Raw genomic sequence first — 23,072 nt, 5'->3', positions numbered from 1 at the left:
CGTCCTGCGATCTAACATCACAATCTTTGTAGCGCGTCATAATACATATTGTCTATTCAGAAAATTTGTGTTGTAAGAAAAAAAACGGCACAAGGGAACAGCCAATGGGTACCCAGGGTGAAGAGCCCGTCATTCGATGCGATGGCGTCTGGAAGGTATTCGGGTCCAAGGCCAAGGAGGCGATCCGCGCTGTCAGGGCTGGAGAGCTCAACAAAGCTCAAATCCGCGACAAGCTCGACTGCGTCGTTGGGGTCAGTGACGCTACCTTCAGCGTCGGCCGCGGTGAAATATTCTGCATCATGGGGCTGTCGGGGTCAGGGAAGTCGACCTTGATCCGACACATCAACCGACTGATTGAGCCTACCGACGGTGCGATTTACATCGAGGGCCGAAACGTCAGTGCCATGAGCGCAAAGGAACTGCGTCAGATCCGCGCCGAAACCATCGGCATGGTTTTCCAAAACATGGCCTTGATGCCCCACCGCAACGTCCGGGACAACGTAGCGTTCGCCCTCGAGGTGAGAGGCGTCGCTGAAGACAAACGCCGTGAAGTGGCCCGGCAGGCCATCGAGGCGGTGGAGCTCACGGGGTGGGACCTCAAATACCCAGACGAACTGTCCGGTGGCATGCAACAGCGCGTAGGCCTGGCGCGCGCCATAGCGGCCAATCCGTCGATCCTGCTGATGGACGAACCGTTTTCCGCGCTCGATCCGCTTATCCGCCACCAGTTGCAGGGCACCTTCATGGAGCTCTCCGCCGAACTCCATAAGACCACCGTGTTCATTACGCATGATCTGGCCGAGGCGATCCGCATCGGCGACCGCATCGCCATTATGAAGGACGGCGTTCTGGTGCAGATCGGGACGCCGGAGGAGATCGTCACAAACCCCGTGGACGAATACGTCGCGCAATTCGTCGGCGGCATCTCCAAACTCGATCTTGTCACCGCCGCCAAGGTGATGCTGCCACTTGAGCAGTACCGACAGACCAACGGCTCGGCCGATACCGCAAATTGGCCAGTCGCCCGGCCCGACGACAAGCTCAACACATTGGTAAACCTGTCTATCGGAACCGCCCATCCCATCCTGGTGCGAGACGGCGACGTCGTTGCCGGTGTCGTGACCAAGGACGCTTTGCTGCGGGGCATTCAAGGCCGGGACCACGCCGGCCCGGCCAAACGGGAGATCAATTGATGGCCGACGAAAAGACCTTCAACTGGCTAAATCCGTTCGAGAGCGTCGATCTGAAAATCGCTGATCATTCCGACGGCATAAAGCAGTGGGCGATTGATAACCGCGAAGCAATCCAGCCCTTCAAAATCTTCCTTGACGGCGTGATCCAAAGCATCGAACGAGCATTTCTGGCAACTCCGCCACTCATCATGCTCGCCATCATCGTATTGATCGCCTGGCAGGCCGCCGGCCGCCGGACCGCCATCTACGTCACAGTCGCTCTGACTGTCCTCGGGTTTCTCTCGCCAGAAGCATGGTCACTGGCGATGACGACGCTGGCCATTGTGATGGGTGCGGTGATCCTCTGCGTGATCATCGGGCTTCCTCTGGGAATCCTCGCCGGCAAGAGCGATCGTTTCGAAGCAGTCCTTCGGCCCCTCCTGGACACGATGCAGACCATTCCAGCGTTCGTCTACCTGGTTCCCGTCGTCATGCTTATCGGAATTGGCAATGTCTCGGGCGTCCTGGTCACGGTCATCTTCGCGCTAGCTCCGTTGATAAGGCTCACTTCGCTCGGCATCCGCACAGTGAATCCAAGCGTCGTCGAAGCGGCCCGCGCGTTCGGTGCCTCACCGTCACAGATCATGTTCAAGGTCGAGTTGCCGATGGCCACGCCGACCATTTTCGCGGGCCTCAACCAGACCATCATGCTGTCGCTGTCGATGGTGGTCATCGCGTCGATGATCTCGGTCCGCGGCCTTGGCAACGAGGTGCTGCGCGCAATGGGACGACTCGATGCCGGAAAGGCCATCGTCGGCGGGCTTGGCATCGTGATCCTGGCGATCGTCCTCGACCGCATCACGCAAGGCCTGAATCAATCAAGGCGCGAAAGGGGCCATCGCCACTGGTGGCAGAGCGGGCCCGTCGGACTGATCGCCAACCTGTTCCAAAAGCATGCCTGACGAGAACCAATCTCACGTTTAACAAGGGAGAAAGCGCATGAAACTCTTTTCTGTGACTACAGCGATCGTCCTGTCGCTTACCGCAAGTCCGCTCTTTGCCAAGGACAAGCCAGGCGAAGGAGTTACCGTACGACCGGTGATACAGCCCGCGATCGAGGAAATGTTCCAGGCTCGGATCGTCTTCCGCGCGCTCCAGGACCTCGGCTATACCGTTGCCGAACCGCAGGAGGTCATCGCCCAGACCGCGCATCTCGCCGTTGGCACCGGGGATGCGGATTTCTTCACGGATAGCTGGAATGAGCTGCATGAAGCGTTCTTCAAGGAAGCAGGCGGGCCGGACAAGATAAGCAAAGTGGGCACCTTGGTCGAAGGCGCCCTCCAGGGCTATCTGGTCGACAAGAAGAGCTACGACGCCGGGGTCAAGAACCTGGGCGATCTCAAAGACCCCAAGATCGCTGCCATGTTCGACGAGGACGGCGACGGCAAGGCCGATCTCGCCGGCTGCGTGCCCGGCTGGGGATGCGAACGCGTGATCGAGCATCAATTGACCGAGTACAAGCTTCGGGACACGGTCACCCACAACCAGGGCGAATACAACGCGATCATCGCCGATACGATCGCACGTGCCAAGAACGGTAAGCCTGTCCTCTACTACACCTGGACGCCCTATTGGGTCTCGGGCGCATTGGTTCCAGGCAAGGACGCGGAATGGCTGAGCGTGCCTTACAGCTCTCTGCCCGATGGCGCCAAAGCGAACACTGTGTTTGATGGCAAGAATCTGGGCTTCGCGGTGGACAGCCTGCGGATTGTTGCTCGCAACGATTTCCTCAAGGCAAACCCGGCGGCGGCAAAGCTGTTTGAACTCGCGAAGATCGACATCAAAGACATCTCGGCTGAGAACAAATTGATCGCTGACGGGGAAAAGAACTCCGCCGACATCGACAAACATGTGGACACTTGGATCGCGGCGCACCGCGATGCGTATGACGGCTGGCTCAAAGCAGCCCGCGAAACAGCGAAATGATTGTCCACAGCGGGGCGCGCCCCAAGCAGCGCCCCGCAAACCTATTTTTGCCCCTCGCCCGGCAGCGCAATAGCCGCCTTGGCGGATGAAGAGCACATCGAGCGCGGGCCAGCGATTCGAAGCCTGTTGACCGGCTTGGCATGCCTTCCTGGCAGTTGAAGGCGGTTGATCGAGCGATACAGGCCCATATCGCCTGAGGATCAAGATATCGCTCTGGAGGCGATCACTTCGACGTCGCATTGTTCGAAGGCCTTTATCGAGCGAGTTTCGGCAACAGCCGGATAGCCAGGACTAACCCTAAATTGAAAGTGAGCAGGAAGGGACTGATGAGCTATTTCAGGGGAAAGACCGCCCTAGTGACAGGTGCCGCCGGCGGCATTGGGGCGGCGATCGTCAAACAGCTGCGAGCTGAAGGTGTCAGGGTCGCCGTCGCGGATCGCGACGTGGCGGGCGTGGACGCGGAGGCGCATCTGCCTGGCGACCTGCTTGATGCAAACTATGCGGACAGTTTGTCGGCGGCCGCACTTGCGGCACTGGGCAGCCTGGACATTTTGGTCAACAACGCCGGCGTGATCACGCGGGGCTCGGTAGCAAACACAACTGACGCCGACTGGGCCTTGTCGCTCGGCGTGAATGTAGAGGCTCCGTTTCGTGTGTGCCGGGGCGCCATCCCTATCATGGCCGATCGGGGTGGCGGCGCAATCGTCAACGTGTCGTCATGCTGGGGCGTTCGGCCGGGTCCCAACCACGCCGTATACTGCATGACGAAGGCTGCAATTGCCTCGTTGACCCAGTGCATGGGCATGGACCACGCCCATCAGAACATTCGGGTCAATGCCGTATGCCCCAACGAGGTCAACACGCCGATGCTTCGAACAGGCTTTATCAAACGCGGCTTCGACCCGGACTCGGCCGTTGCCGAGCTGGGAAAGACCGTTCCGATTGGCCGGATTGCCGAGCCGGACGATATTGCCGCGGTTGTCCTGTTTCTTGCCTCCGACGCCGCTCGCTACATGTGCGGCTCGCTGGTCGAGGTCAATGGTGGAAAGCCAGTCGGATGAACAGGTTCGCAGGCAAAGTCGCCCTCGTCACAGGCGGTCGCAGCGGTATTGGTCTAGCCATTGCACGCCGGTTGCGAGACGAGGGCGGGCGGGTATTCACGGCACAACGCGGCGAGGACCAGGAGTTCGAAGGGATAGCCGTTGATTTCACCGACCCGTCCGCCGCGTCCGGCGCTGTGCAGTCGGTAGCCGACCGTGCCGGACGGCTCGACGTTTTGATAAACAATGCCGGCATGATGCAAGAAGCGCTCGTGGAGGACATGAGCCTCGAGGACTGGCAGCGGACGATAGCGGTAAATCTGACAACACCATTTGCCATGATCAAGGCAGCACTTCCGCATCTGCGAGCGGTTGGCGGGACGATCGTCAATATTGGCTCGATCGAGGGGCTGGGCTCCAACCCGAAACACGCAGCCTATTGCGCTTCCAAGGCTGGAATTCACGGCCTGACCCGCGCGGTTGCGATCGACCACAGTGCCGAAGGTGTGCGATGCAATGCCGTAGCACCAGGGTGGATCGACACCGATCTGAATGTTGAGTTCATCGAAAGCATGCCCGATCCGTCAGGGTTCCGCCGGGATATCGGCAAAATTCATCCGGTGGGACGCACCGGAAAGCCCGAAGAGGTTGCAAGTCTGGTTGCCTGGTTGGCATCGGACGAATCTTCATTCGTGACAGGTCAGGTCTGGACCATCGACGGCGGTCGAATGGCGAAGCTTAGCCTACCACAATGACCAGTCAGGCGGCGGATCGCGCACCCGACCGCCGTCTTCCCGATTTTACCCCATAAGGATGACGAGCATGAACACTGAGGCAGCGAGATTGTCCCCATCGACCCGCATTCCAACGACGATGTCCGGCGTGGTGCTGACCGGACATGGCGGCTTCGAGAAGCTGCAATTCAAGACCGACCTCTCGATTCCACAGCCGGGACCGGGCGAGGTGCTCATAAAGGTGGCTGCAGCTGGCATCAACAACACCGATATCAACACCCGGATTGGCTGGTATTCCAAAGGCGTGAGAAGCGGTACGTCCGAAGGGGGTTCCTCCGGATTTGAGTCGTCGGAGGATGACGACGCGAGCTGGACAGGTATGGCGTTGTCCTTCCCTCGCATTCAAGGCGCTGATTGCTGTGGCCACATCGTGTCTGTCGGACAGGGTGTCGATGATGCGCGCATCGGCGAACGGGTGATCGTACGGAATTTGCTTCGAACCTATGTGGACTATCGGCCTTGGGAATGCTGGACATTTGGATCCGAATGCGACGGTGCATTCGCGCAATACGCGAAGGCTCCATCACGTGAGACGTTCAAGGTCGACTGTGACTGGAGCGACGTCGAATTGGCTGCGCTGCCTTGTGCCTATTCGACCGCCGAAGGCATGTTGCATCGGGCAGACGTGAGGGCCGGCGAGACCGTGCTCATTACGGGCGCGTCCGGCGGCGTCGGATCCGCTGCGGTCCAATTGGCAAAGCGGCGTGGGGCCATCGTCATCGCGGTTGCAGGCCAAAGCAAGGCCGCCACCGTACGCGAACTCGGTGCTGATAGCGTGGTGTCGCGTGGCGAGAACCTCGTCGACGCCATAGGGAGGGATTCGGTCGACGTTGTCATCGACGTCGCGGCAGGCCCACAGTTTCCGCAGCTCTTGGATGTACTGAGGCGTGGCGGACGCTATGCCGTCGCCGGCGCAATTGCTGGACCAATTGTCGAGCTTGATGTGCGCACGCTCTATCTCAAGGATCTGAGCTTCTTTGGCTGTACGTTCCAGGAGGACATAGTCTTCGAAAACCTCGTGTCCTACGTCGAAAGTGGTGAAATCAGGTCGCACATCGGCAAGACCTATCCATTGGAAGACATCGTCCAGGCGCAGGAGGATTTCTTGTCCAAGAAAATCAGCGGCAAGCTGGTCCTCGTCATACCCGAGTGAAAGCGGCGAAAATGCACGACCTCAAGATTCAGAAAATCGACGTCTTCCAAGTCGACCTCCCTTATTCTGGCGGCGTCTACCTCCTTTCGGGTGGACGAGAGTACCGCAGCTTCGACGCGACGATCGTGCGCGTGACCACGAACACCGGCATAGAGGGATGGGGCGAAAGCACCCCATTCGGTGCAACCTATATTGCGTCCCATGCTCTTGGCACGAGAGCAGGGATTGCCGAGATCGCGCCTTCATTGCTGGGCCGCGATCCTCGCCAGGTCGACCGTATCAATGACGAGATGGATTTCGCTCTGCTCGGTCACAACCACGCCAAAACGGCACTCGACGTCGCGTGCTGGGATATCTTTGGCAAATCGGTCGGGCTGCCAGTTTGCGAACTTCTAGGAGGGGGGACAGGAAAGCCCCTGCCGATGATTTCATCGATCTATGCCGGGCATCCGGAAGAGATGCGTCGGCGCACGGCCGACCACCGTGCCAGGGGATATCTTGGACACTCGGTCAAGATCGGAGCCTTGGACAGCGAGGGAGGACCGGCGCTCGATGCCGAACGCATCGCAGCATGTCTGGCCGACAAGAAACCAGGCGAGTTTTTCATTGTTGATGCCAATGGCGGCCTCCTTCCAGAAACTGCCCTGAGGATGCTGCGGTTACTCCCGCAAGGTATGGACTTCGTCCTGGAGGCTCCGTGCGCGACGATCCGTGAAACCATGTCGCTCCGTAAGCGCTGCCCCTACCCCATCGTGCTCGACGAACTCGCTCAGCTCGATGAAGATATTGCCTTCATCGTAGCCAACGATTTGGCCGATGGCATCGGCCTGAAGATCTCGAAAGCCGGTGGCCTGACACATGGCCGGCGCCATCGCGACATCTGTCGTGCCGCAGGCCTCACCATGAGTGTTCAGGAAACCGCTGGCTCTACCATCGCCTTTGCTGCAATCGTTCACCTTGGCGCAACCGTACCCACGCGACTTCTGCGCTGCGTGTTGAAAAGCGACGATATGGTTACGGCAAAAACAGCCAAGTTCAACGCTCACTTTGGCGACGGAGGGGTCATCCCGCCGGATCTCCCCGGGCTCGGAATCGAAGTGGATCAGGCTGTTCTCGGCGAGCCTATTATGACTTGGGGCGATTAGGTTGATCAGCAGCCTCGCGCGGCGCTGCCTTGCGCGTGCCTCTGCTTATCCAAGGGGCGCCCCGCCGCCTTCGCTGCGGTTCATGCAGATGAGTTTGATCATCAGGGTCTAGACTGAATTATCCCAAGCCTGGGCCGACCCATGCCGGTACCATCGTCCGGCACTGTTGCGGCGAAAAGCCATTGATGATGCGGAAGCATTTGGCAAAATGCGACGCCGACAGAAACCCGGAGGCAACAGCAATGTCGATGATGGGCATTCGCGTGCCTTCGATCAGGCGCTTGGCGTGGTCGACCCTGATCCCGAGGTAGTGACGAGCCGGTGGTTGACCTACGTGGATTGAGAACAGGCGTTCAAGCTGCCGGCGGGAAATCCCAACCCGATCTGAAACGTCGCCCATCGACAGCGGAACTTCCACATTCTCTTCCATGATGCCCATCGCCATCGCCAGCTTGTCGCTGACTCCTGCAAACGCCAGGCCTGAAGGACCAGTCTGCCGGTTCGAACCGGAGCGCTGGCCTTCCACCGTCGCATGACGGCACACTTCTTGGGCGATGAAGGCGCCCGCGTGACCTGCAATGAGATCTACCGCGAGGTCGAACGCCGCCAATTCACCACCGCACGTTGAATATTGACCATCCCTGACGAACAGGGAGTCACGGATGCGTGGCTTATGAAAAACCTCTGAGAAAGCCGCGAGCCGCGACCAATGAATAGTGCACCGGGTATCTCCAAGAAGCCCCGTCTGAGCGAGCAGCCACGTTGCCGTGCCGATCGCCGATATCGATACCCCTCGCCGCGCCATTAGCCGCAGGAACGAGTGCAACAGAGCCGTCATCTGCTTTTCGACCGGTTCGCCTGCCACGACGACGAGTTGGTTCAGCCTGCAACTGTGGGACCCGTCCGCTGTCAACTCCTCGAGTGTCACGTCCACCGGTATCGAGATCCCGTTGGCGCCCACAACCGCTTGGCCGTCGACCCCCGCAATCCGCCAGCGGAAAAGAGGAAGCCGCGAAACCGTATTGGCTATGCGGAAGGGCTCAATATAGGCGTGAAGCGCCAGATGCGAAAATCCAGGCAACACAAGCACGGCAATGTCATGCGGCTTGCCCGACACCTGAAACGCAGCGTCAAGGTGGACGGGGCTGCTGACTTCGGGGACGCGGGCCGGAGCGTTCATCAGGAGCCATAGCTCGCTACCGGGACGCCAAAGATGCCGGCCTCGGGCTTGACACCCAGGCCTGCTCCCTGTGGCACGGCGATATGACCATTTTCTATGACGACAGGGTTCGCATTGTCGTAGTGCCCATCGATGTATTCTTGCGCGATCCAGGCACCTTCAAAGCGACGTGGCTCGACCGTAGAAGCAAGATGAACGCAGGCGGCTGCGATAATGTCGCCGCCCCAAGCGTCGTCGCAGGTGTGCGGCAGCGACCGGATCGAACACATGTCGCGGGCGGTCATCATTTTGGTTAGTCCGCCCAGCCGTGTGACTTTGAAGCCAAAACCATCGGCGATGCCGGATGAGATGGCCCGCAATACTGCATTCAGGTCCTCGGTGTTCTCGTCCAGATAGATGGGATGGGTAAACCTGCCCCGGAGAGTGGCGTTCTCTTCCATGCTGTTGCAGGGCTGCTCGAACACACATGGGATGTTTTGACAAAGCCGATCCAATTGCAGCGCAGACGCAACGGACATGCCACGATTGCCGTCCACCACTATGCTTGCCTTGAGGCCCACAGCTTCCCAGACCTTATGCACGGTCGCCGCATCCTTTTCCAGGTTGCGACCGCCAATCTTGATCTGGATACGCGGGTAGCCCGCCTTGACCTTGTCGGCCGCGATGCGCGCGGTTTCGTCCGGAGAGCCCACAATCAGGGAGTAGTAGGACGGCACGCGGTCTGTGAGTGCTCCGCCGAGCAGCGTCGACACGGGCACCCCAAGACGCTGGCCGATGAGGTCCAGGAACGCTATATCAAGCGCCGCCTTGGCATAGTTGTGCCCATTCAGTCTCTCATCCATCCGCTTGGCAAGATGACGAGGCGACTGGGTCGACTCTCCAATCAGGCCAGGCGCAATCTCCGCTATCGCCGCCCGAGCGCCCAGTGCGTGATGGGGTTGATAGACTGGCCCGACGGGGCAGGTTTCGCCCCATCCGGTGATGCCGTCATCCGTCACAACCTCGACAAGGGTGCTGTCTAGTGATTGGACTTCGGTGCTCGCCATCTTGTAGGCGCCACCCTTGGTGGGAAGCTGCACCGTGTAGACATTGATTCTGTTGATGCGCATGGTGTCGCTCAATGATCTTCGTTGAGCGCATCGACAGCCGGGATCTCGCGCGAACGTCGATCGATATAAGCGCGCAGTTCTTCATCTTTGGCCTGGTCCAGCGTGGGCTCCTGGTATTCTCCCAAAAGATGTTTTGCGTGGTCGAGCGCCCTTTGCTTTATGTCCTTGGAGCCGTCGACCTTCCACTGCTCGATCGAATTGTTGTCGAACAGCTTTGGTATGAAAAACGCGCGTTCGAAGTTGGCCTGGGTATGCGGATGGCCGAGATAGTGGCCACCGGGTCCAACGTCACGGATGGCGGCCAAGGCCTCGTCGAAATCATCCCAGTGGATGCCTTGGGTCATGCGATAGCCCATGGCACAAACCTCGGCATCGACGACGAACTTGGCGATGGAACAATGCATCCCGGCTTCGTTCCAGCCCGCCGAGTGCCAGATGTAGTTCGCCCCTGACATCAACACTGCCATCATTGTCATGGCGCTTTCGTAGCCGGCTTGAGCGTCGAAAATCTTGGCGCCACCAAGCAGGTTCGATGTGCGCCAGGGGACGTTGTAGCGTCGCGCCATCTGACCGATCATGAAGTTCATCAACGAAATCTCGGGTGTTCCAGCCATGGGCGCGCCGGACTGCATGGAGACCGTCGACAGGTAGTGCCCGTAGATGGCCGGGCAGCCTTTGCGGATCACTTGCGTATAGGCGAGTGCGGACAGCGCCTCGGCATTGAGCTGCGCCACCGCAGCCGCCGTCGACGCGGGCGTGTTCGCGCCGCCCAACACGAACGGCGAGCACAGCACCGGCTGGTTGCGCCTGCAGAACGCTCGCATGGCGCCGAGCATCACCTGGTCCCACACGAGCGGAGAATTGCCGTTGCAGTTTCCGGTCGTGACCGCGTGCGTTTCCATGAAGCCTTTGCCAAAGAGAATCTCGCACATGTCGAGCACGTCCTCGGCGTTCTTGGGCGAGGTGGTCATGCCCATGAAGATCTTGTCGGAATGCTTCATCGACGAGTAGGTGATGTGCAGATGTCGGTGCGCCACGACGATATCCATCGGCTCGACGATATGGTGCGCCGATGAGTGCAGCGCCGGCATCATGTGCGCCAACTTGTGGAAGGTCCCCAGGTCCGCAATGGTCGGGCCGCGACGCACGTCGTCAAGATCGCGCATGTATGGCGCGCCGGTCATCGGCACGAAGATCGAATTCGGGCCGCCCAGCTGGACGTTTTTCGCCGGGTTGCGAGCGAAATACTCAATATCTGGGGGGATGGTTTTGATCAGATCCATCACCAACGCGCGATCCAGATAGACTCGCTCACCGCGAACGTCGGCGCCTACTCTCTTCCAGTCCTCAAGCGCGATCGGGTCGCGGAAAACCACCCCGACCTCTTCCAGGATCGCCAGCGACGCTTCGTGAACACGTTCAACCTGCTCTGCATCCATGGGCTCGATTACAGGTAGCCCGCGCTTGAGTGTCGGCAGCATCTCCACCTTGGGCGCGGTCCGAATAATCCGGCGCGCATCGCGTCCTCCCCTTCGGGAGATTTGCGCTTCAATGGTCATGCGGGCCTCCAAAAGAACATGCGAGCCGCAGCCGGGCCGCGTGCGACTATTGCTGCAACCCGCCGATTTGACCTACTGCAAAAGTCTCACGCGCGTGTTGACTTATATGCGGAGGCCCGTGGCTTGGGCTCCTCGCCCATCATTGATGCAGCCAGCGTCCTTGTTGGAAACGCAACGAAAATCACTGAAAGCCTTTCCCATGCGGGCCGGCAGAAGTCGAAGACCTTGGCCGAGTTGCGAGGTCCTCATGGTGCGCGTGAAAGTGCCTGCAGTCCCGACAGCACCAGCTTTAGCCAGATGCGATCTGGTGTATGCATGGTAGAGATCACGACGTCTCGCGCACGCCTTGACGAAGTCGCTGCGCCGCTCGGTTTTGGAATGCTTGGAGCCCAGGATGGTTCGCCGATATTATGACCTGCCCTCCCTGACAGCTCTCGCCGTCTTCGAAGCTTCCGCCAGGCACCTGTCGTTCAAGCTGGCGGCGGCAGAGCTGAATGTGACTCCGGGGGCGGTCAGCAGGCAGGTCAAGGCGGTCGAGGACGAACTTGGCGTCCAGCTGTTTGTGAGGTTGGGCTCAGGGGTGATCCTGACGAGCGCCGGCGAGGACCTTTACGGCGTTCTTGCGAGCGGCTTTTCGCGCGCAGCCGAAATTGTCCGCACAGTCAAGCGCGGCGATCGGTCAAAGAACGTCACGCTCGCCTGTTCTGACGCCTTTGCGACAATGTGGCTGATACCGCGAATGCCCGATTTCTGGACACGCTTCAGCGAGATCGCAGTCGATCATCTGATCTCTGACAATCCGCGAGATTACCGGAGGGCCGAGGTGGAGTTGCGCATCCGATACGGATTCGGCTCCTGGCCTGACGAGAACGCCGAGCTTCTTTTCAGCGAAACCATCTATCCGGTCTGCGGGGTGGAGTTTGCCAAAGTGCATCGAGACGCGACGGCAGCATCCCTGCCGGATCTTCCTTTGCTGCATGTTGACTGGGTTGATCCGAACTGGGCGGGCTGGGACGAAGTCTTGCGACGTGCGGCCGTGCCCCACGGCCCGACCCGCGGTCGCCGGTTCGGAAAATTCCTTGTAGCCATGCAGGCGGCTCAGGCCGACCAAGGGGTTGCCGTGGGCTGGCATCGCCTCGTGACATCACAGATCGAGGAAGGCAAACTGGTCAGGCTGACCGAGCTCGAACTCCCGGCGCCAGGCAGCTACTATCTCACCTGGAACGATAAGCGCACGCTTTCACCCGCTGCTGAAATCCTGCGAGGTTGGATACGAGAAATCGCAGTGCAGGAACGAGACAGCTAGAGTTCCTGCGCCGCGAAGCGCTCCTCGTGTAGATTTGACGGCGATCCTGTTGCCAACTTCCCACCGACAGGGTCTTCCATCCGCGTTGAAGGCTGCGGGTCAGCGGTTACATTTCCTGTGATTGAGCCTCAAGACGCCGAATTCCTACGAAGTCCGCGAGCAAGAGAGCAGCCCTCAAGAGCTTTTGGCGAGCCAGCTGGCAAAAAGTCGGGCTTTCGAACCTGCCCTGGGATGGATTTTCAGATAAAATGCTCTGGGCGATGGAATACTGTCGGGGACAAGTGTGACCAGCCGTCCCTGATCCATCAGACTTTTGACCAATCCATCCCACCCCAATACCGCCCCGATATCATCCTGAGCGGCTTGGAGGGCAATCATGTAGTTGTTGACTGAAAACCTGCGGCCCTTTGGGATGGTGTGTCCAAGCGCTTGAAACCAATCAGGCCAGTTCTCCCAGTCGGTTTCCTCGTTGTTCATATGAATCAAAGGTGCCTTGAGCAGATCCTCAACTCGGCCAATGCCATGCTCGGCGGCGAATTTTGGAGTTCCCAAGGCGACGATACGATCGTGAAAGAGTTTGTGGCACTCCTCGGAATTCTGCTGCGCATCCCCGTATTGAATACTTAGATCGCAGCGAATGGCTGCTCCAGGCACGTCGCTGACGATCTGCGAGACAGTGATGTTGGGATGGCTTTTCCAGAAGGCTGAAATCTTCGGTGTCAGCCACAGCGAACTGACGGCCGTCGTGGTCCGGATCGTCACGTCAGCGGTTTCGGGGCGATCGCGCATGTGAGCAACGGCGTCGGAAATCGTCTCAAGCCCGCGCTGCACCGCAATGAACAAGAACGCCCCTTTTTCGGTCAATTCGACACCGCGGCTCCTGCGCAGGAACAGGCTGCATCCCAAGTCACCCTCAAGCGCCTTGATTTGGTGGCTGATGGCCGCGGGTGTCACGTTCAATTCTTGAGCGGCCTTCTTGAAACTTGCATTTCGGGCGGCCGCCTCGAAGCAGATGAGTGCGGTCACCGAGGAGAGATCGTACGGCCTTGGCATCAAAACCCCTTCGGAACCGCTTGTTGGCTCATGGGAGCTGGCGGCGTGGAAGACATTAGCTGAACTAACTCGTGCTGAAAATTACTGCTGTTGCGCAAAAGGCGTTCAAGCCAGAAAATTTCATTCCAAATAAGCCTGCAATCTATGGAATTTCCGCATGAACGCCGCCTCCCCGACCATCCAAGAGTTGCTGACGCGCCGCGTCTCGGGCTATGCCCTTGAGCAGCCTTTCTACACATCGCCGACGATTTACCAGCTCGACCTCGAACACATCTTCTACCAGGAATGGCTCTACGCGGCCCCGGCGTGCCAGCTTGCCAAAGCTGGTAGCTATGTAACGATGCGCGTGGGTGCCTACGAGGTGATCGTCGTTCGAGGCCGCGATGGCGAAATCCGCGCCTTTCACAATTCCTGCCGTCATCGCGGGTCGCTGATCTGCAAGGCGCGCGAAGGCCAGGTCGCCAAGCTCGTTTGCCCCTATCACCAGTGGACCTATGAACTCGATGGCAAGCTGCTCTGGGCAAATAACATGGGCCCGGATTTCAATGCCTCAAAACATGGTTTGAAGCCCGTCAATCTTCTCAATTTCGACGGCCTGATTTATATTTGCCTGTCCGATACGCCGCCTGATTTCGATGCGTTCGCCCGCTTGGCCCGACCTTATCTCGAAATCCATGATCTTAACGATTCCAAGGTCGCGTTCACGTCCACGATCATCGAAAAGGCCAATTGGAAGCTGGTGTGGGAGAACAACCGCGAATGCTATCACTGCAGCAGTAATCATCCGGCGCTGTGCCGGTCCTTCCCGCTCGATCCCGAAGTCGCTGGCGTTCAGGCTGATGGGAGGGTGTCGGCCAAGCTCCAGGCGCATTTCGACCGTTGCTCGGCCGCCGGTGCGCCGGCGCAGTTCCAACTAGCCGGAGAGGGGCAATACCGCCTGGCGCGTATGCCCCTTCAGGAAAAGGCCCTGAGCTATACGATGGACGGCAAGGCGGCAGTCGCCAAGAACCTTGGCCGGGTTGCGCCGCCCGACGCCGGCTCGCTCCTCATGTTCCATTATCCCTCTACATGGAACCACTTCCTGCCGGACCACTCCCTCACCTTCCGGGTGTTGCCGATCAGCGCCACTGAAACCGAAGTCACCACCACCTGGCTTGCGCACAAGGACGCGGTCGAAGGTGTCGACTACGACCTCAAGCGCCTGACCGAGGTGTGGATCGCTACCAATGACGAAGACCGAGAGATTGTTGAAAACAACCAGCTGGGAATCTTCTCCCCCGCCTATCTCCCTGGCCCCTATTCGCCTGGGCAGGAAAGCGGCGTGACACAGTTTGTCGACTGGTATGCGGCCTGGATCGAGCGCGCTCTTGCGCCCCTTCAAGTTGCAGCGGAATGACCCGATGAGCGCATCCAAAAAACTCACCTTCTGGACCGACGCAGAAGACTTGGAATGCGTTACCAGTACTCCAGAAGCGCCGAATGTCGTGACCTTCAGCTTTCAGAGCCCGTCTGGCGCGCTGTTCAGTCACGAACCGGGACAGTTCGTCACGCTGGAACTGCCCGCTCCTGGCGGGCCGCTCTATCGCACCTATACGATCTCGTCTTCGCCTTCGCGGCCGACCGCCCTGACGATCACTGTCAAGGCACAGGACGGGTCAATCGGCACCAGGTGGATGCTCGACAATTTGCGCAAAGGCATGCGCATCAGGGCCTTTGGGCCTGCAGGGAAGTTCTCGATCGTCCATCACCCGGCCGGGAAATACCTCTTCATCTCGGCCGGTTCCGGCATCACGCCGATGGTCGCGATGACCACCTGGCTTTATGATTCTGGCCGAGAGCCCGACATCGTTTTCATCAACTGCGCGCGCCGCCCGTCAGACATCATCCTGCGCGACAGGATGGAACTCATGGCATCGCGCATCATTGGCATCGATCTGAAATGGGTCGTTGAAGAGGCCGATCCCTTCCGGTCCTGGACCGGCTATCGGGGGATGTTCAACCAGATCATGCTGGGCCTGATGGCGCAGGATTATCTCGATCGCGAGGTGTTCTGCTGCGGGCCTGAGCCCTTCATGCGGGCCGTGCGCGAGGCGCTCGCCGGTCTCGGCTACGACATGAGTCGCTACCATCAGGAAAGCTTCGCGGCAGAGCCTGAGCGGGCGGAGGACGTTCCAGACGACGTGGTGCCGAACGAAGAGAAGCAGGCTGAGATCATCTTCGCCTCGTCTGGTGTCACAGCGAAGTGCTCCGAGACTGATACCCTTCTTGCAGCAGCGCGCGCTGCGGGTCTGGTGATCCCTTCAGGATGCTCGATGGGAATCTGCGGAACCTGCAAGGTCCTCAAGACCGAAGGGCAGGTGCACATGGTGCACAATGGCGGCATCACGGATGAGGACATCGCCGATGGCTATGTCCTTGCCTGCTGCTCTCGCCCGATCGGTCGTGTGACAGTCGCCGCATAGAAGCATTCGATCGATCCTCGGTCCGGTGCATCTTCGATGCGCGGCGCTCCGCGATCAATCGAAGATGGATGGCGCTAAGGCGTCGATGAACAGTTCCATAGAGCTGCTGGAAAGTCGTTCAATGATGGGTCTGTTCCACCAGCAGCGCCCAGAAAGCGAAAAGCGGCGACTCCAGCGATCTCATCGCGTGCTTGATGCCTGGCGGATTGTAGAATGATCCACCGATGCCGGGCGAAAACCAATCCTTGTCATCCTGTTTGAACTCGCCATGCGAGAGCACGAGGTAGGTTTCTTTCGGCGGATGATCGTGGTCGGGATACCGGACATGAGGAGCCATCAAAGTGACGCCGAGCCACAGATCGTTTCTGTCCTCGATGCCACCCGGGCCAAGGATCATGGCGTTGGCGTGACCGTCGCTGAAATTGCTGCTGGCAGACTGGGCGGGATTTGATTTCGGCCGCCATTCGAGCAGCGGCTCGATCGCCTTGAAGCGTTCGATCAAGTTGCCGAGTGTGGACGGGATCGCTTCTTCTGCCAACGCCGAGCCAAGATAAGAGCAGACCGGCAAACGGCTCCCGGCCGTAGTCCTTTCCAGCCCGGGAACCTCCGATTGGGCGAAGAGTTGGATGATCGATCTGCGCGATCGCAGGTCGTGTGCGAACTGGTCGAAGGCCACGAACGCGGTGTCTACAAAATATTGCAGGGCCTCACCTCTGTTCATCTCGCAGCCCTTGTGTGAGCGGACGCTATCGTCCGTTGCTGGACGTTAGATATCTTTCGCCAGTCGCAGTGCGTCGTAGATCGCGGCGTGGGTGTTGCGAGCTGAAACGGCGTCTCCGATGCGAAAGAGTTGGAACTGGCCCTGCGGATTCCGCACCACCGACTGCGGTTGTCCGGCGATGAGCTCATCTTGCGAAATCTCGCCGTGATTGGTCGATTTCGGTTTCAGTTCGAAATAGATGTCATCGAGCGGGATGGTGCCGTGATTGACGACAACCTGGTCCACGACGCGCTGCTTGGATATTCCGCCGTAGTCGCTGCCGACGTTTGCAATGAGCTGATTGCCGTTCTTTTCAACAGACTCGAGCCGATAGGTGACCGTGAAGGTCACATCGAGCTTTTGCAGGGCCCGCATGTAAGGCACCAGGTTCATAGCCATGACCTCGGGGGAGAAGGACCGGTCCGGCGTCATGATCTCGACCTTCGCTCCCCCACCCGCGATGAATTCCGCGGCCTGGAGTGCCGCATGGTCGCCGGCGTCGTCGAAGATCAGGACATTGCTACCCGGCTTTACGTCTCCGGAGATGATGTCCCATGAAGACACCACCAACTCGTTGCCCTTGGAAAGGACGTCGGTGTGCGCCACCCCGCCCGTCGCAACGATGACGACATCCGGATTTTCCGCCTCGATGGTTTCGGCTTCCGCCCAGGCGTTGAACTTGATGGTCACTCCGTATTTTTCGCACTGGGCAATGCGCCAGTCGATGATGCTCATCATCTCCTTGCGGCGCGGGCTCAGCGCTGTCAGGCGGATCTGTCCGCCAGGGTTGCTGGCAGCCTCGAAGACCACGACCTCGTGTCCTCGCTCGCCCGCCACGCGGCCGGCCTCGAGGCCGGCCGGACCTGCGCCGACGATGACAATTTTCTTGCGGGTCTCGGCCTTGGGGACGATGTGCGGCATGGTCAGTTCGCGACCGGTCGCGGCGTTGTGAATGCAGTATGCCGCCCCGCCCTGATAGATGCGGTCAAGGCAATAGTTGGCGCCCACGCAAGGCCTGATTTCGTCTTCGCGTTTTTCGATGATCTTGCGCACGATATGGGGGTCGGTCATGTGAGCGCGCGTCATGCCGATCATGTCGACCTTGCCCGATGCAATCGCGTGGCGCGCAGTCGCCACATCCGGTATTTTCGCTGCATGGAAGGTTGGGAAGTTGGTCGCGGCACGAATCTCGCCGGCAAAATCAAGGTGCGGCGCATTCGCCATTCCCTGGATCGGAATGACGTCCGTCAGGCCCGCATCGGTGTCGATGTGGCCGCGGATCACGTTGAGGTAATCGATAAGGCCGCTTTCCTTGAGGCGTTTGGAGATCTCAATGCCCTCCGACTTGCCAGTGCCGCCGGGGAGACATTCGTCCGCCGTATAGCGCACGCCCAGGATGAAGTCCTCGCCGACCCGTGACCGGATCGCCTTCAAGACGTCCATGCAGAAGCGCATGCGATTATCGAGGGAACCACCATAAGGGCCGTCAAGGTCATTCGTGAGAGGCGACGTGAACTGTTCGAGCAGGTGGCCGTAAGCCTCAAGCTCGACACCATCCATCCCGCCCGCCTTCATCCGCTCGGCGGCGTCCGCGAAGTCCTTGATGATGCGCTCGATATCCCAGTCTTCAATTTTCTTGGGAAATGCGCGGTGTGAGGCTTCGCGATGATGGGACGGCGCCACGACGGGAAGCCAGTCGCCCTTGTCCCAGCGTGTACGCCGTCCAAGATGGGTTAGCTGGATCATGATGGCGGCGCCCTCTTCGTGCACCGCATCGGTCATCTGCCTGATCCACGGCACGATCTCGTCCTTGTAGGCGAGCAGGTTGTTGAAGACCGGGGGACTGTCCTTCGAGACGGCCGCGGACCCGGCCGTCATCGTCATCGCCACACCGCCTTTCGCCCGCTCCACCGTGTAAGCGAGATAGCGCCCCTTCGGCATCCCGTCCTCCGGATAAGCCGGCTCGTGGGAGGTCACGATGATGCGATTGCGCAGCGTCAAATGCTTGAGTTTGTAAGGTTGCAGAAGAGGATCGCTCGACATCTGACCGGCTCCGGGCTGGGAGGACAAGCGCGAACGCTAACCGGAAATGTACACATATGTCAAGTTTAGCTTCGGCAGGGTCGACAGAGTCGACACAGGTGTACATTTTGCTGGTTTTCAGTTTGACCTTTTGTTAGGCTGGCCGCTCATGGAGCAGATTTCGAACGATAGCGGATGGCGTGGATCGCCGGAGGGATGGCTTGAGGCAGCCTACGACCTGCTTCTGGAATCCGGCGTCGACACGGTGAGAATTTCGCCATTGGCCAAGAAGCTGGGCCTGTCGCGCACCAGCTTCTATTGGTTCTTCAAAGACAGAGAGGAACTGTTGGCTGGCCTCGTGACGCGTTGGCGGGACAAGAACACCGGCAACCTCGTCAAGCAGGCCGAGGCCTATGCCGAGACGGTAGCCGAGGCGATGCTGAACGTTTTCGACTGCTGGCTCGACAAGTCCTTGTTCGATGCCCAGTTCGAGTTCGCAGTCAGAAGCTGGGCGATTCAATCCCCTGACATTCTGGCGGAGGTCCAGAAAGCCGACCAGACGCGTCTCGACGCCATGAGCCAGATGTTCGTCCGCTTCGGCTACAAGGAAAGCTTGGCCGATGTTCGAGCGCGCACCGTCTACCTCGTGCAGATCGGCTACATCTCAATGCAGACCAGGGAAGATCTCACGGCCCGCATGAAGCGCATTCCCGGCTACGTGGAGATTTTTACAGGCGAGGCCCCGCAGCAGCGCGAACTGGATCGGTTCTTCGCCAGACATGACTATTTGGCGGACTGAGGAAGAGTTGCGACAATGAGCAAACCCATGAGCATCGGGATAATTGGTGGAGGTGGCTGGCTTGGACGCGCCTTCGCCGAGGCCATTGTCGATGCACAAATAGTGTCCCCTGAGCACCTCACACTCTCTTACAGAAGCGGGCAACCGGGCTTTCTGCCAGACGCTATTTGGACCCGGGACAACCAGGAACTGGTGGATCGATCTGACGTCATCATCGTCTCGGTCCGGCCCCAGGATTGGCCTGCCATCGAAATTGCTGCGTCCGGCAAGCTCGTGATGTCGGTCATGGCCGGGATCCCTCTCGATCAATTGGCTAAACGTCTCAAGACCGACCGCGTCGTCCGCACGCTTCCGAACGCGGCGGCAGAGGTGCGCAACTCCTACACGCCCTGGATCGGTTCTCGGGGCGTCACGGCGGATGATCGCAACGTCGTTCGCCGGATTCTGGAAGCCTGTGGTGCTTCAGATGAAGTCAAAACCGAAGCAGACATCGACTACATGACCGGCCTCACCGGCTCCGGCCCGGCGTTTCCGGTGCTTTTGGCGGCGGCGATGATCGACGATGCGGTCAGCCGAGGAATGAACCCGGATATTGCCCGGCGGGGCGTCAGCGCGGTGCTTGTTGGAACCGGAAAACTCCTCGAGGCCCGCGCAGACAATCCCAAAGACATCGTCCAGGCTTTCCTCGACTACCGCGGCACCACTGCGGCAGCAATCGAAGCCATGCGCGCAGCCGGGTTTGACTCGGCCGTGGCGGACGGCCTTGCCGCAGCGCTTCGGAAATCCGTGACTATGGGACAAGCCACCTGACTGCCGCATAAGCCGCGCCTCCCTCCGACCGCTGGTGAGATAAATGTCAAAACTCTTTCCGCATCTGTTCTCGCCGGTAAAGCTGGGCAGCCGCACCCTGCGAAACCGGATCGTGTTCGGGGCTCATACCGCCAACATGGCCGAAAATGGCGTGCCGACCGAACGGCACGTTGCCTACTATGCCGAACGAGCAATCGGCGGGGCCGGCATGATTGTTGTCGAACCCATGCCCGTCCATCAGGCCGCCGTGCTGACACGCGGCAATTTCCGGCCTGGCGATGATAGCGTCATTCCTCATTTCCAGCAGGTCACGCGGGCGATCAAGGACCACGGGGCGATCGCCATCCAGCAGCTCTACCACGTCGGTGCGCACGGCGATTCGGACAACTCATTTCATGCGCATTGGTCGCCCTCGGGGCTTCCAAGCTACCATGACAGCGACGGTTCCCACGCCATGTCCCAGGATGAGATCTGGGTGACCATCGACGGCTTTGTTCAGGCCGCGCGCCGCTGCCGGGAAGCCGGTTTCGACGGTGTCGAAATCTGGGCTGCCTATGTCGGACTGATCGATCAATTCTGGACGCCCTGGACAAACCAACGCGAAGACCAGTGGGGAGGCTCGCTCGAAAACCGCACGCGGATCTCTCGCGAGATTCTGACCCGCATCCGCGAAACTTGCGGCCGAGATTTTATCGTTGGGCTCTCGGTCAGCGATGAGCCGGATTACACTGTCGCGCTCAGTCGCCAGGAACTGGCGGAGATCATTCGGCTGCATGATGAGCAGGGGCTGATCGACTACGTGACCTGCGGAACCGGCAGCTACCTCGATTTCTACAAGATAATGCCGACCTTTCTCTATCCGGAGAAGCTTGGCGTCGATCTTGCGGCGACCCTCAAGGGCGAGGTCAAGACGGCCCTCGTGGTAGCTGAGAGCCATATCAGGACGCCTGAAAACGCCGAAACCGTACTCGGCGAGAAGGCTGCAGACCTGGTCTCGATAGTCCGGGGCCAGATCGCAGATCCGCATCTGGCCCGCAAGGCCGCGGCAGACCGGCCGGAAGATGTGCGCGGATGCATATCGTGCAACCAGATGTGCTGGGGCCGTCGTTCACGCGACTACTGGATCAGCTGCCTTATCAATCCCTCGGCAGGGCGCGAGTTTGAATGGGGTGGTGACCGGTTCACGGCAGCCGCCATCAAGAAACGGGTGCTTGTCATCGGCGGCGGCCCCGCCGGCCTCGAGACGGCTCGGGTTGCCGCCGAGCGGGGCCACGACGTGGTGCTGGCCGAAGCCTCCAGCAGATTGGGCGGGAACTTTCTGCTTGCCGGACTGCAACCGCGACGCGGCCAAATCCTCGACCTCCTTGGGTGGTATGAGCGCCAGCTCGGCAAACTGAACGTCGACGTACGACTGAACACCTATGTCGAAGCTTCGGAAATCGCCTCATTCCAAGCTGATACCGTCATCCTTGCCACGGGGTCCGTGTCTCCTGAAACCGGGTTTCAGAAGGCTCTGCCGGCAATGCCGAGCCTGCCCGGCATCGAAAGGGGCAATGTCTTCTCGATCGAATCCGTTATGGCCCGCGTTGCGCGGCCGGGTAAGCATGTGCTTTTGCTCGACGAGGGCGGCGGTTGGCGCGGCGGCGGCACAGCCTGGAAACTTGCCGAGGATGGCCACCAAGTCACCATTCTCACGCCCGACCCGCTGGTCGGCAAGGAACTGCAGCGCACGGCTGCCGATTTCCCGCTGCGGCGGACATTGCGTCAGCTTGGCGTCAAATGGCTGGTGGATGTCAGCGTGCTGGAGTGGCACGGGGACGGCGCGACCGTCGTCGACCACAACACCCGTGACGAGACCTTTGTGCCGGGCGATTGCCTTGTTCTCGCAACCACCAATGTGGCAGCGAATTGGCTGGCGAAAGAGTTGGAAAATACATCCCAGCCTTTCATGGAGGTCGGCGACGGCGTCGCGCCGCGCCAGGCGCCCTATGCCTTCCATGAAGGACGGAAGATTGCCTTGGGGCTATGAAGCGCGGACGTTGTGCTTGCGCTTCATGAAGTCCTTGGCAGTCTCGACCGCCACCGCCGCGTCGCGGCAATAGGCATCGGCGCCGACGGCCTTGCCGAATTCCTCGTTGAGCGGCGCGCCGCCAACCAGCACGACATAGTCGTCGCGAATGCCCTTTTCCTTCATCGTGTCGATGACGACCTTCATGTAGGGCATAGTCGTGGTCAGCAGCGCCGACATGCCGATGATGTCGGGCTGATGCTCTTCAATCGCTGCCATGTATTTCTCGACCGCATTGTTGATGCCAAGATCGATGACGTCGAAGCCGGCGCCCTCCATCATCATGCCGACGAGGTTCTTGCCGATGTCGTGGATGTCGCCCTTGACGGTGCCGATCACCATCTTGCCCTGCTTGGGCGCGCCGGTGGCGGCGAGCAGCGGGCGCAGGATGAACATGCCGGCCTTCATCGCGTTGGCCGACAGCAGCACTTCGGGAACAAACAGGATGCCGTCGCGAAAATCCTCGCCGACGATGCGCATGCCTTCGACCAGCGCCTCGGTCAGCACCTTGTAAGGCACCCAGCCGCGCTCGAGCAGGATGTTGGTGCCTTCCTCGATCTCTTCCTTCAACCCGTCATAGAGGTCGTCGTGCATCTGCTGCACCAACTCGTCGTCGGAAAGCTCGGAAAGGATGATCTCGTCGTCGGCCATTTT

General features: G+C 59.6%; 20 protein-coding genes. 13 read left to right on the top strand and 7 right to left on the bottom strand.

Annotated elements, in window-relative coordinates; translation table 11 throughout:
• Nucleotides 1-104: 104 nt before the first annotated feature.
• From AC1DVW_RS27810 to AC1DVW_RS27780, 7 genes are all read left to right on the top strand, one after another.
• Entirely contained in the window at nt 105-1,193 is a 1,089-nt protein-coding gene (locus tag AC1DVW_RS27810) for a quaternary amine ABC transporter ATP-binding protein (protein WP_477327376.1), read from the top strand.
• The gene (locus AC1DVW_RS27805; protein ID WP_477327374.1) at nt 1,193-2,134 is read left to right on the top strand and encodes an ABC transporter permease; all 942 of its coding nucleotides are present in this window, start codon (nt 1,193-1,195) and stop codon (nt 2,132-2,134) included. Before AC1DVW_RS27810 ends, AC1DVW_RS27805 begins: the two co-directional genes overlap by 1 nt.
• A gap of 37 nt (nt 2,135-2,171) precedes the next feature.
• The gene (gene proX, locus AC1DVW_RS27800; protein ID WP_477327372.1) at nt 2,172-3,158 is read left to right on the top strand and encodes a glycine betaine/L-proline ABC transporter substrate-binding protein ProX; all 987 of its coding nucleotides are present in this window, start codon (nt 2,172-2,174) and stop codon (nt 3,156-3,158) included.
• 326 nt (nt 3,159-3,484) lie between these two features.
• A complete protein-coding gene (locus AC1DVW_RS27795) occupies nt 3,485-4,219 on the top strand; it encodes an SDR family NAD(P)-dependent oxidoreductase (RefSeq protein ID WP_477327370.1) in 735 nt (244 codons plus the stop codon).
• On the top strand, nt 4,216-4,953 hold the full coding sequence (locus tag AC1DVW_RS27790) for an SDR family NAD(P)-dependent oxidoreductase (RefSeq protein ID WP_477327368.1): 738 nt from the start codon (nt 4,216-4,218) through the stop codon (nt 4,951-4,953). The genes AC1DVW_RS27795 and AC1DVW_RS27790 overlap by 4 nt, the downstream gene beginning before the upstream one ends.
• Before the next feature lie 67 nt (nt 4,954-5,020).
• Nucleotides 5,021-6,145: an alcohol dehydrogenase family protein gene (locus AC1DVW_RS27785; protein WP_477327366.1), complete on the top strand. Its 1,125-nt coding sequence runs from the start codon at nt 5,021-5,023 to the stop codon at nt 6,143-6,145.
• 11 nt (nt 6,146-6,156) lie between these two features.
• Nucleotides 6,157-7,290 carry a mandelate racemase/muconate lactonizing enzyme family protein gene (locus tag AC1DVW_RS27780; protein ID WP_477327364.1) on the top strand — a complete coding sequence of 378 codons (1,134 nt, stop codon included), beginning with the start codon at nt 6,157-6,159 and terminating at the stop codon, nt 7,288-7,290.
• A gap of 118 nt (nt 7,291-7,408) precedes the next feature.
• Here the strand turns inward: AC1DVW_RS27780 and AC1DVW_RS27775 are convergent, their stop codons facing one another.
• Genes AC1DVW_RS27775 through AC1DVW_RS27765 form a run of 3 tightly spaced genes read right to left on the bottom strand, consistent with a single transcriptional unit; the run spans nt 7,409 to nt 11,138 of the window.
• Entirely contained in the window at nt 7,409-8,470 is a 1,062-nt protein-coding gene (locus AC1DVW_RS27775) for a GlxA family transcriptional regulator (protein ID WP_477327362.1), read from the bottom strand.
• Entirely contained in the window at nt 8,470-9,579 is a 1,110-nt protein-coding gene (locus AC1DVW_RS27770) for a mandelate racemase/muconate lactonizing enzyme family protein (RefSeq protein ID WP_477327428.1), read from the bottom strand. The genes AC1DVW_RS27775 and AC1DVW_RS27770 overlap by 1 nt, the downstream gene beginning before the upstream one ends.
• Nucleotides 9,580-9,587: 8 nt before the next feature.
• Nucleotides 9,588-11,138, bottom strand: coding sequence for a trimethylamine methyltransferase family protein (locus tag AC1DVW_RS27765; protein ID WP_477327360.1), 1,551 nt, complete (start codon nt 11,136-11,138; stop codon nt 9,588-9,590).
• 394 nt (nt 11,139-11,532) lie between these two features.
• On the opposite strand from AC1DVW_RS27765, the gene AC1DVW_RS27760 reads away from it, so the two are divergent.
• A complete protein-coding gene (locus tag AC1DVW_RS27760; RefSeq protein WP_477327358.1) occupies nt 11,533-12,444 on the top strand; it encodes a LysR substrate-binding domain-containing protein in 912 nt (303 codons plus the stop codon).
• Nucleotides 12,445-12,618: 174 nt separating this feature from the next.
• Here the strand turns inward: AC1DVW_RS27760 and AC1DVW_RS27755 are convergent, their stop codons facing one another.
• Complete coding sequence (locus AC1DVW_RS27755) at nt 12,619-13,497, bottom strand: LysR family transcriptional regulator (protein WP_477327356.1); 879 nt, start codon at nt 13,495-13,497, stop codon at nt 12,619-12,621.
• Between the two features lie 157 nt (nt 13,498-13,654).
• On the opposite strand from AC1DVW_RS27755, the gene AC1DVW_RS27750 reads away from it, so the two are divergent.
• Together AC1DVW_RS27750 and AC1DVW_RS27745 are read left to right on the top strand one after the other, a co-directional pair.
• A complete protein-coding gene (locus AC1DVW_RS27750; protein WP_477327354.1) occupies nt 13,655-14,893 on the top strand; it encodes an aromatic ring-hydroxylating oxygenase subunit alpha in 1,239 nt (412 codons plus the stop codon).
• Between the two features lie 4 nt (nt 14,894-14,897).
• Nucleotides 14,898-15,959 (top strand): FAD-binding oxidoreductase, encoded by a 1,062-nt coding sequence (locus AC1DVW_RS27745; RefSeq protein WP_477327426.1) that lies wholly within the window; start codon nt 14,898-14,900, stop codon nt 15,957-15,959.
• 118 nt (nt 15,960-16,077) lie between these two features.
• Here AC1DVW_RS27745 and AC1DVW_RS27740 read toward each other — a convergent pair whose 3' ends face one another.
• Nucleotides 16,078-16,680 (bottom strand): dimethylsulfoniopropionate lyase, encoded by a 603-nt coding sequence (locus AC1DVW_RS27740; protein WP_477327352.1) that lies wholly within the window; start codon nt 16,678-16,680, stop codon nt 16,078-16,080.
• Nucleotides 16,681-16,725: 45 nt separating this feature from the next.
• Nucleotides 16,726-18,762 carry an oxidoreductase gene (locus AC1DVW_RS27735; protein WP_477327350.1) on the bottom strand — a complete coding sequence of 679 codons (2,037 nt, stop codon included), beginning with the start codon at nt 18,760-18,762 and terminating at the stop codon, nt 16,726-16,728.
• A gap of 148 nt (nt 18,763-18,910) precedes the next feature.
• Between AC1DVW_RS27735 and AC1DVW_RS27730 the strand changes: the two genes are divergently transcribed.
• From AC1DVW_RS27730 to AC1DVW_RS27720, 3 genes are read left to right on the top strand one after another with little or no spacing between them, the layout of a single operon-like run.
• Nucleotides 18,911-19,540: a TetR/AcrR family transcriptional regulator gene (locus AC1DVW_RS27730; protein WP_477327424.1), complete on the top strand. Its 630-nt coding sequence runs from the start codon at nt 18,911-18,913 to the stop codon at nt 19,538-19,540.
• Between the two features lie 15 nt (nt 19,541-19,555).
• On the top strand, nt 19,556-20,350 hold the full coding sequence (locus tag AC1DVW_RS27725) for a pyrroline-5-carboxylate reductase family protein (RefSeq protein WP_477327348.1): 795 nt from the start codon (nt 19,556-19,558) through the stop codon (nt 20,348-20,350).
• A gap of 43 nt (nt 20,351-20,393) precedes the next feature.
• Complete coding sequence (locus AC1DVW_RS27720; RefSeq protein ID WP_477327346.1) at nt 20,394-22,379, top strand: oxidoreductase; 1,986 nt, start codon at nt 20,394-20,396, stop codon at nt 22,377-22,379.
• Here AC1DVW_RS27720 and AC1DVW_RS27715 read toward each other — a convergent pair.
• Complete coding sequence (locus tag AC1DVW_RS27715) at nt 22,374-23,069, bottom strand: corrinoid protein (protein WP_477327422.1); 696 nt, start codon at nt 23,067-23,069, stop codon at nt 22,374-22,376. The two genes, AC1DVW_RS27720 and AC1DVW_RS27715, sit on opposite strands and share 6 nt — an antisense overlap.
• Between the last annotated feature and the right edge of the window lie 3 nt (nt 23,070-23,072).

This window comes from Mesorhizobium sp. P3_B5, from assembly GCF_056402815.1.
This window is presented reverse-complemented; position numbering and strand designations above follow the sequence as displayed.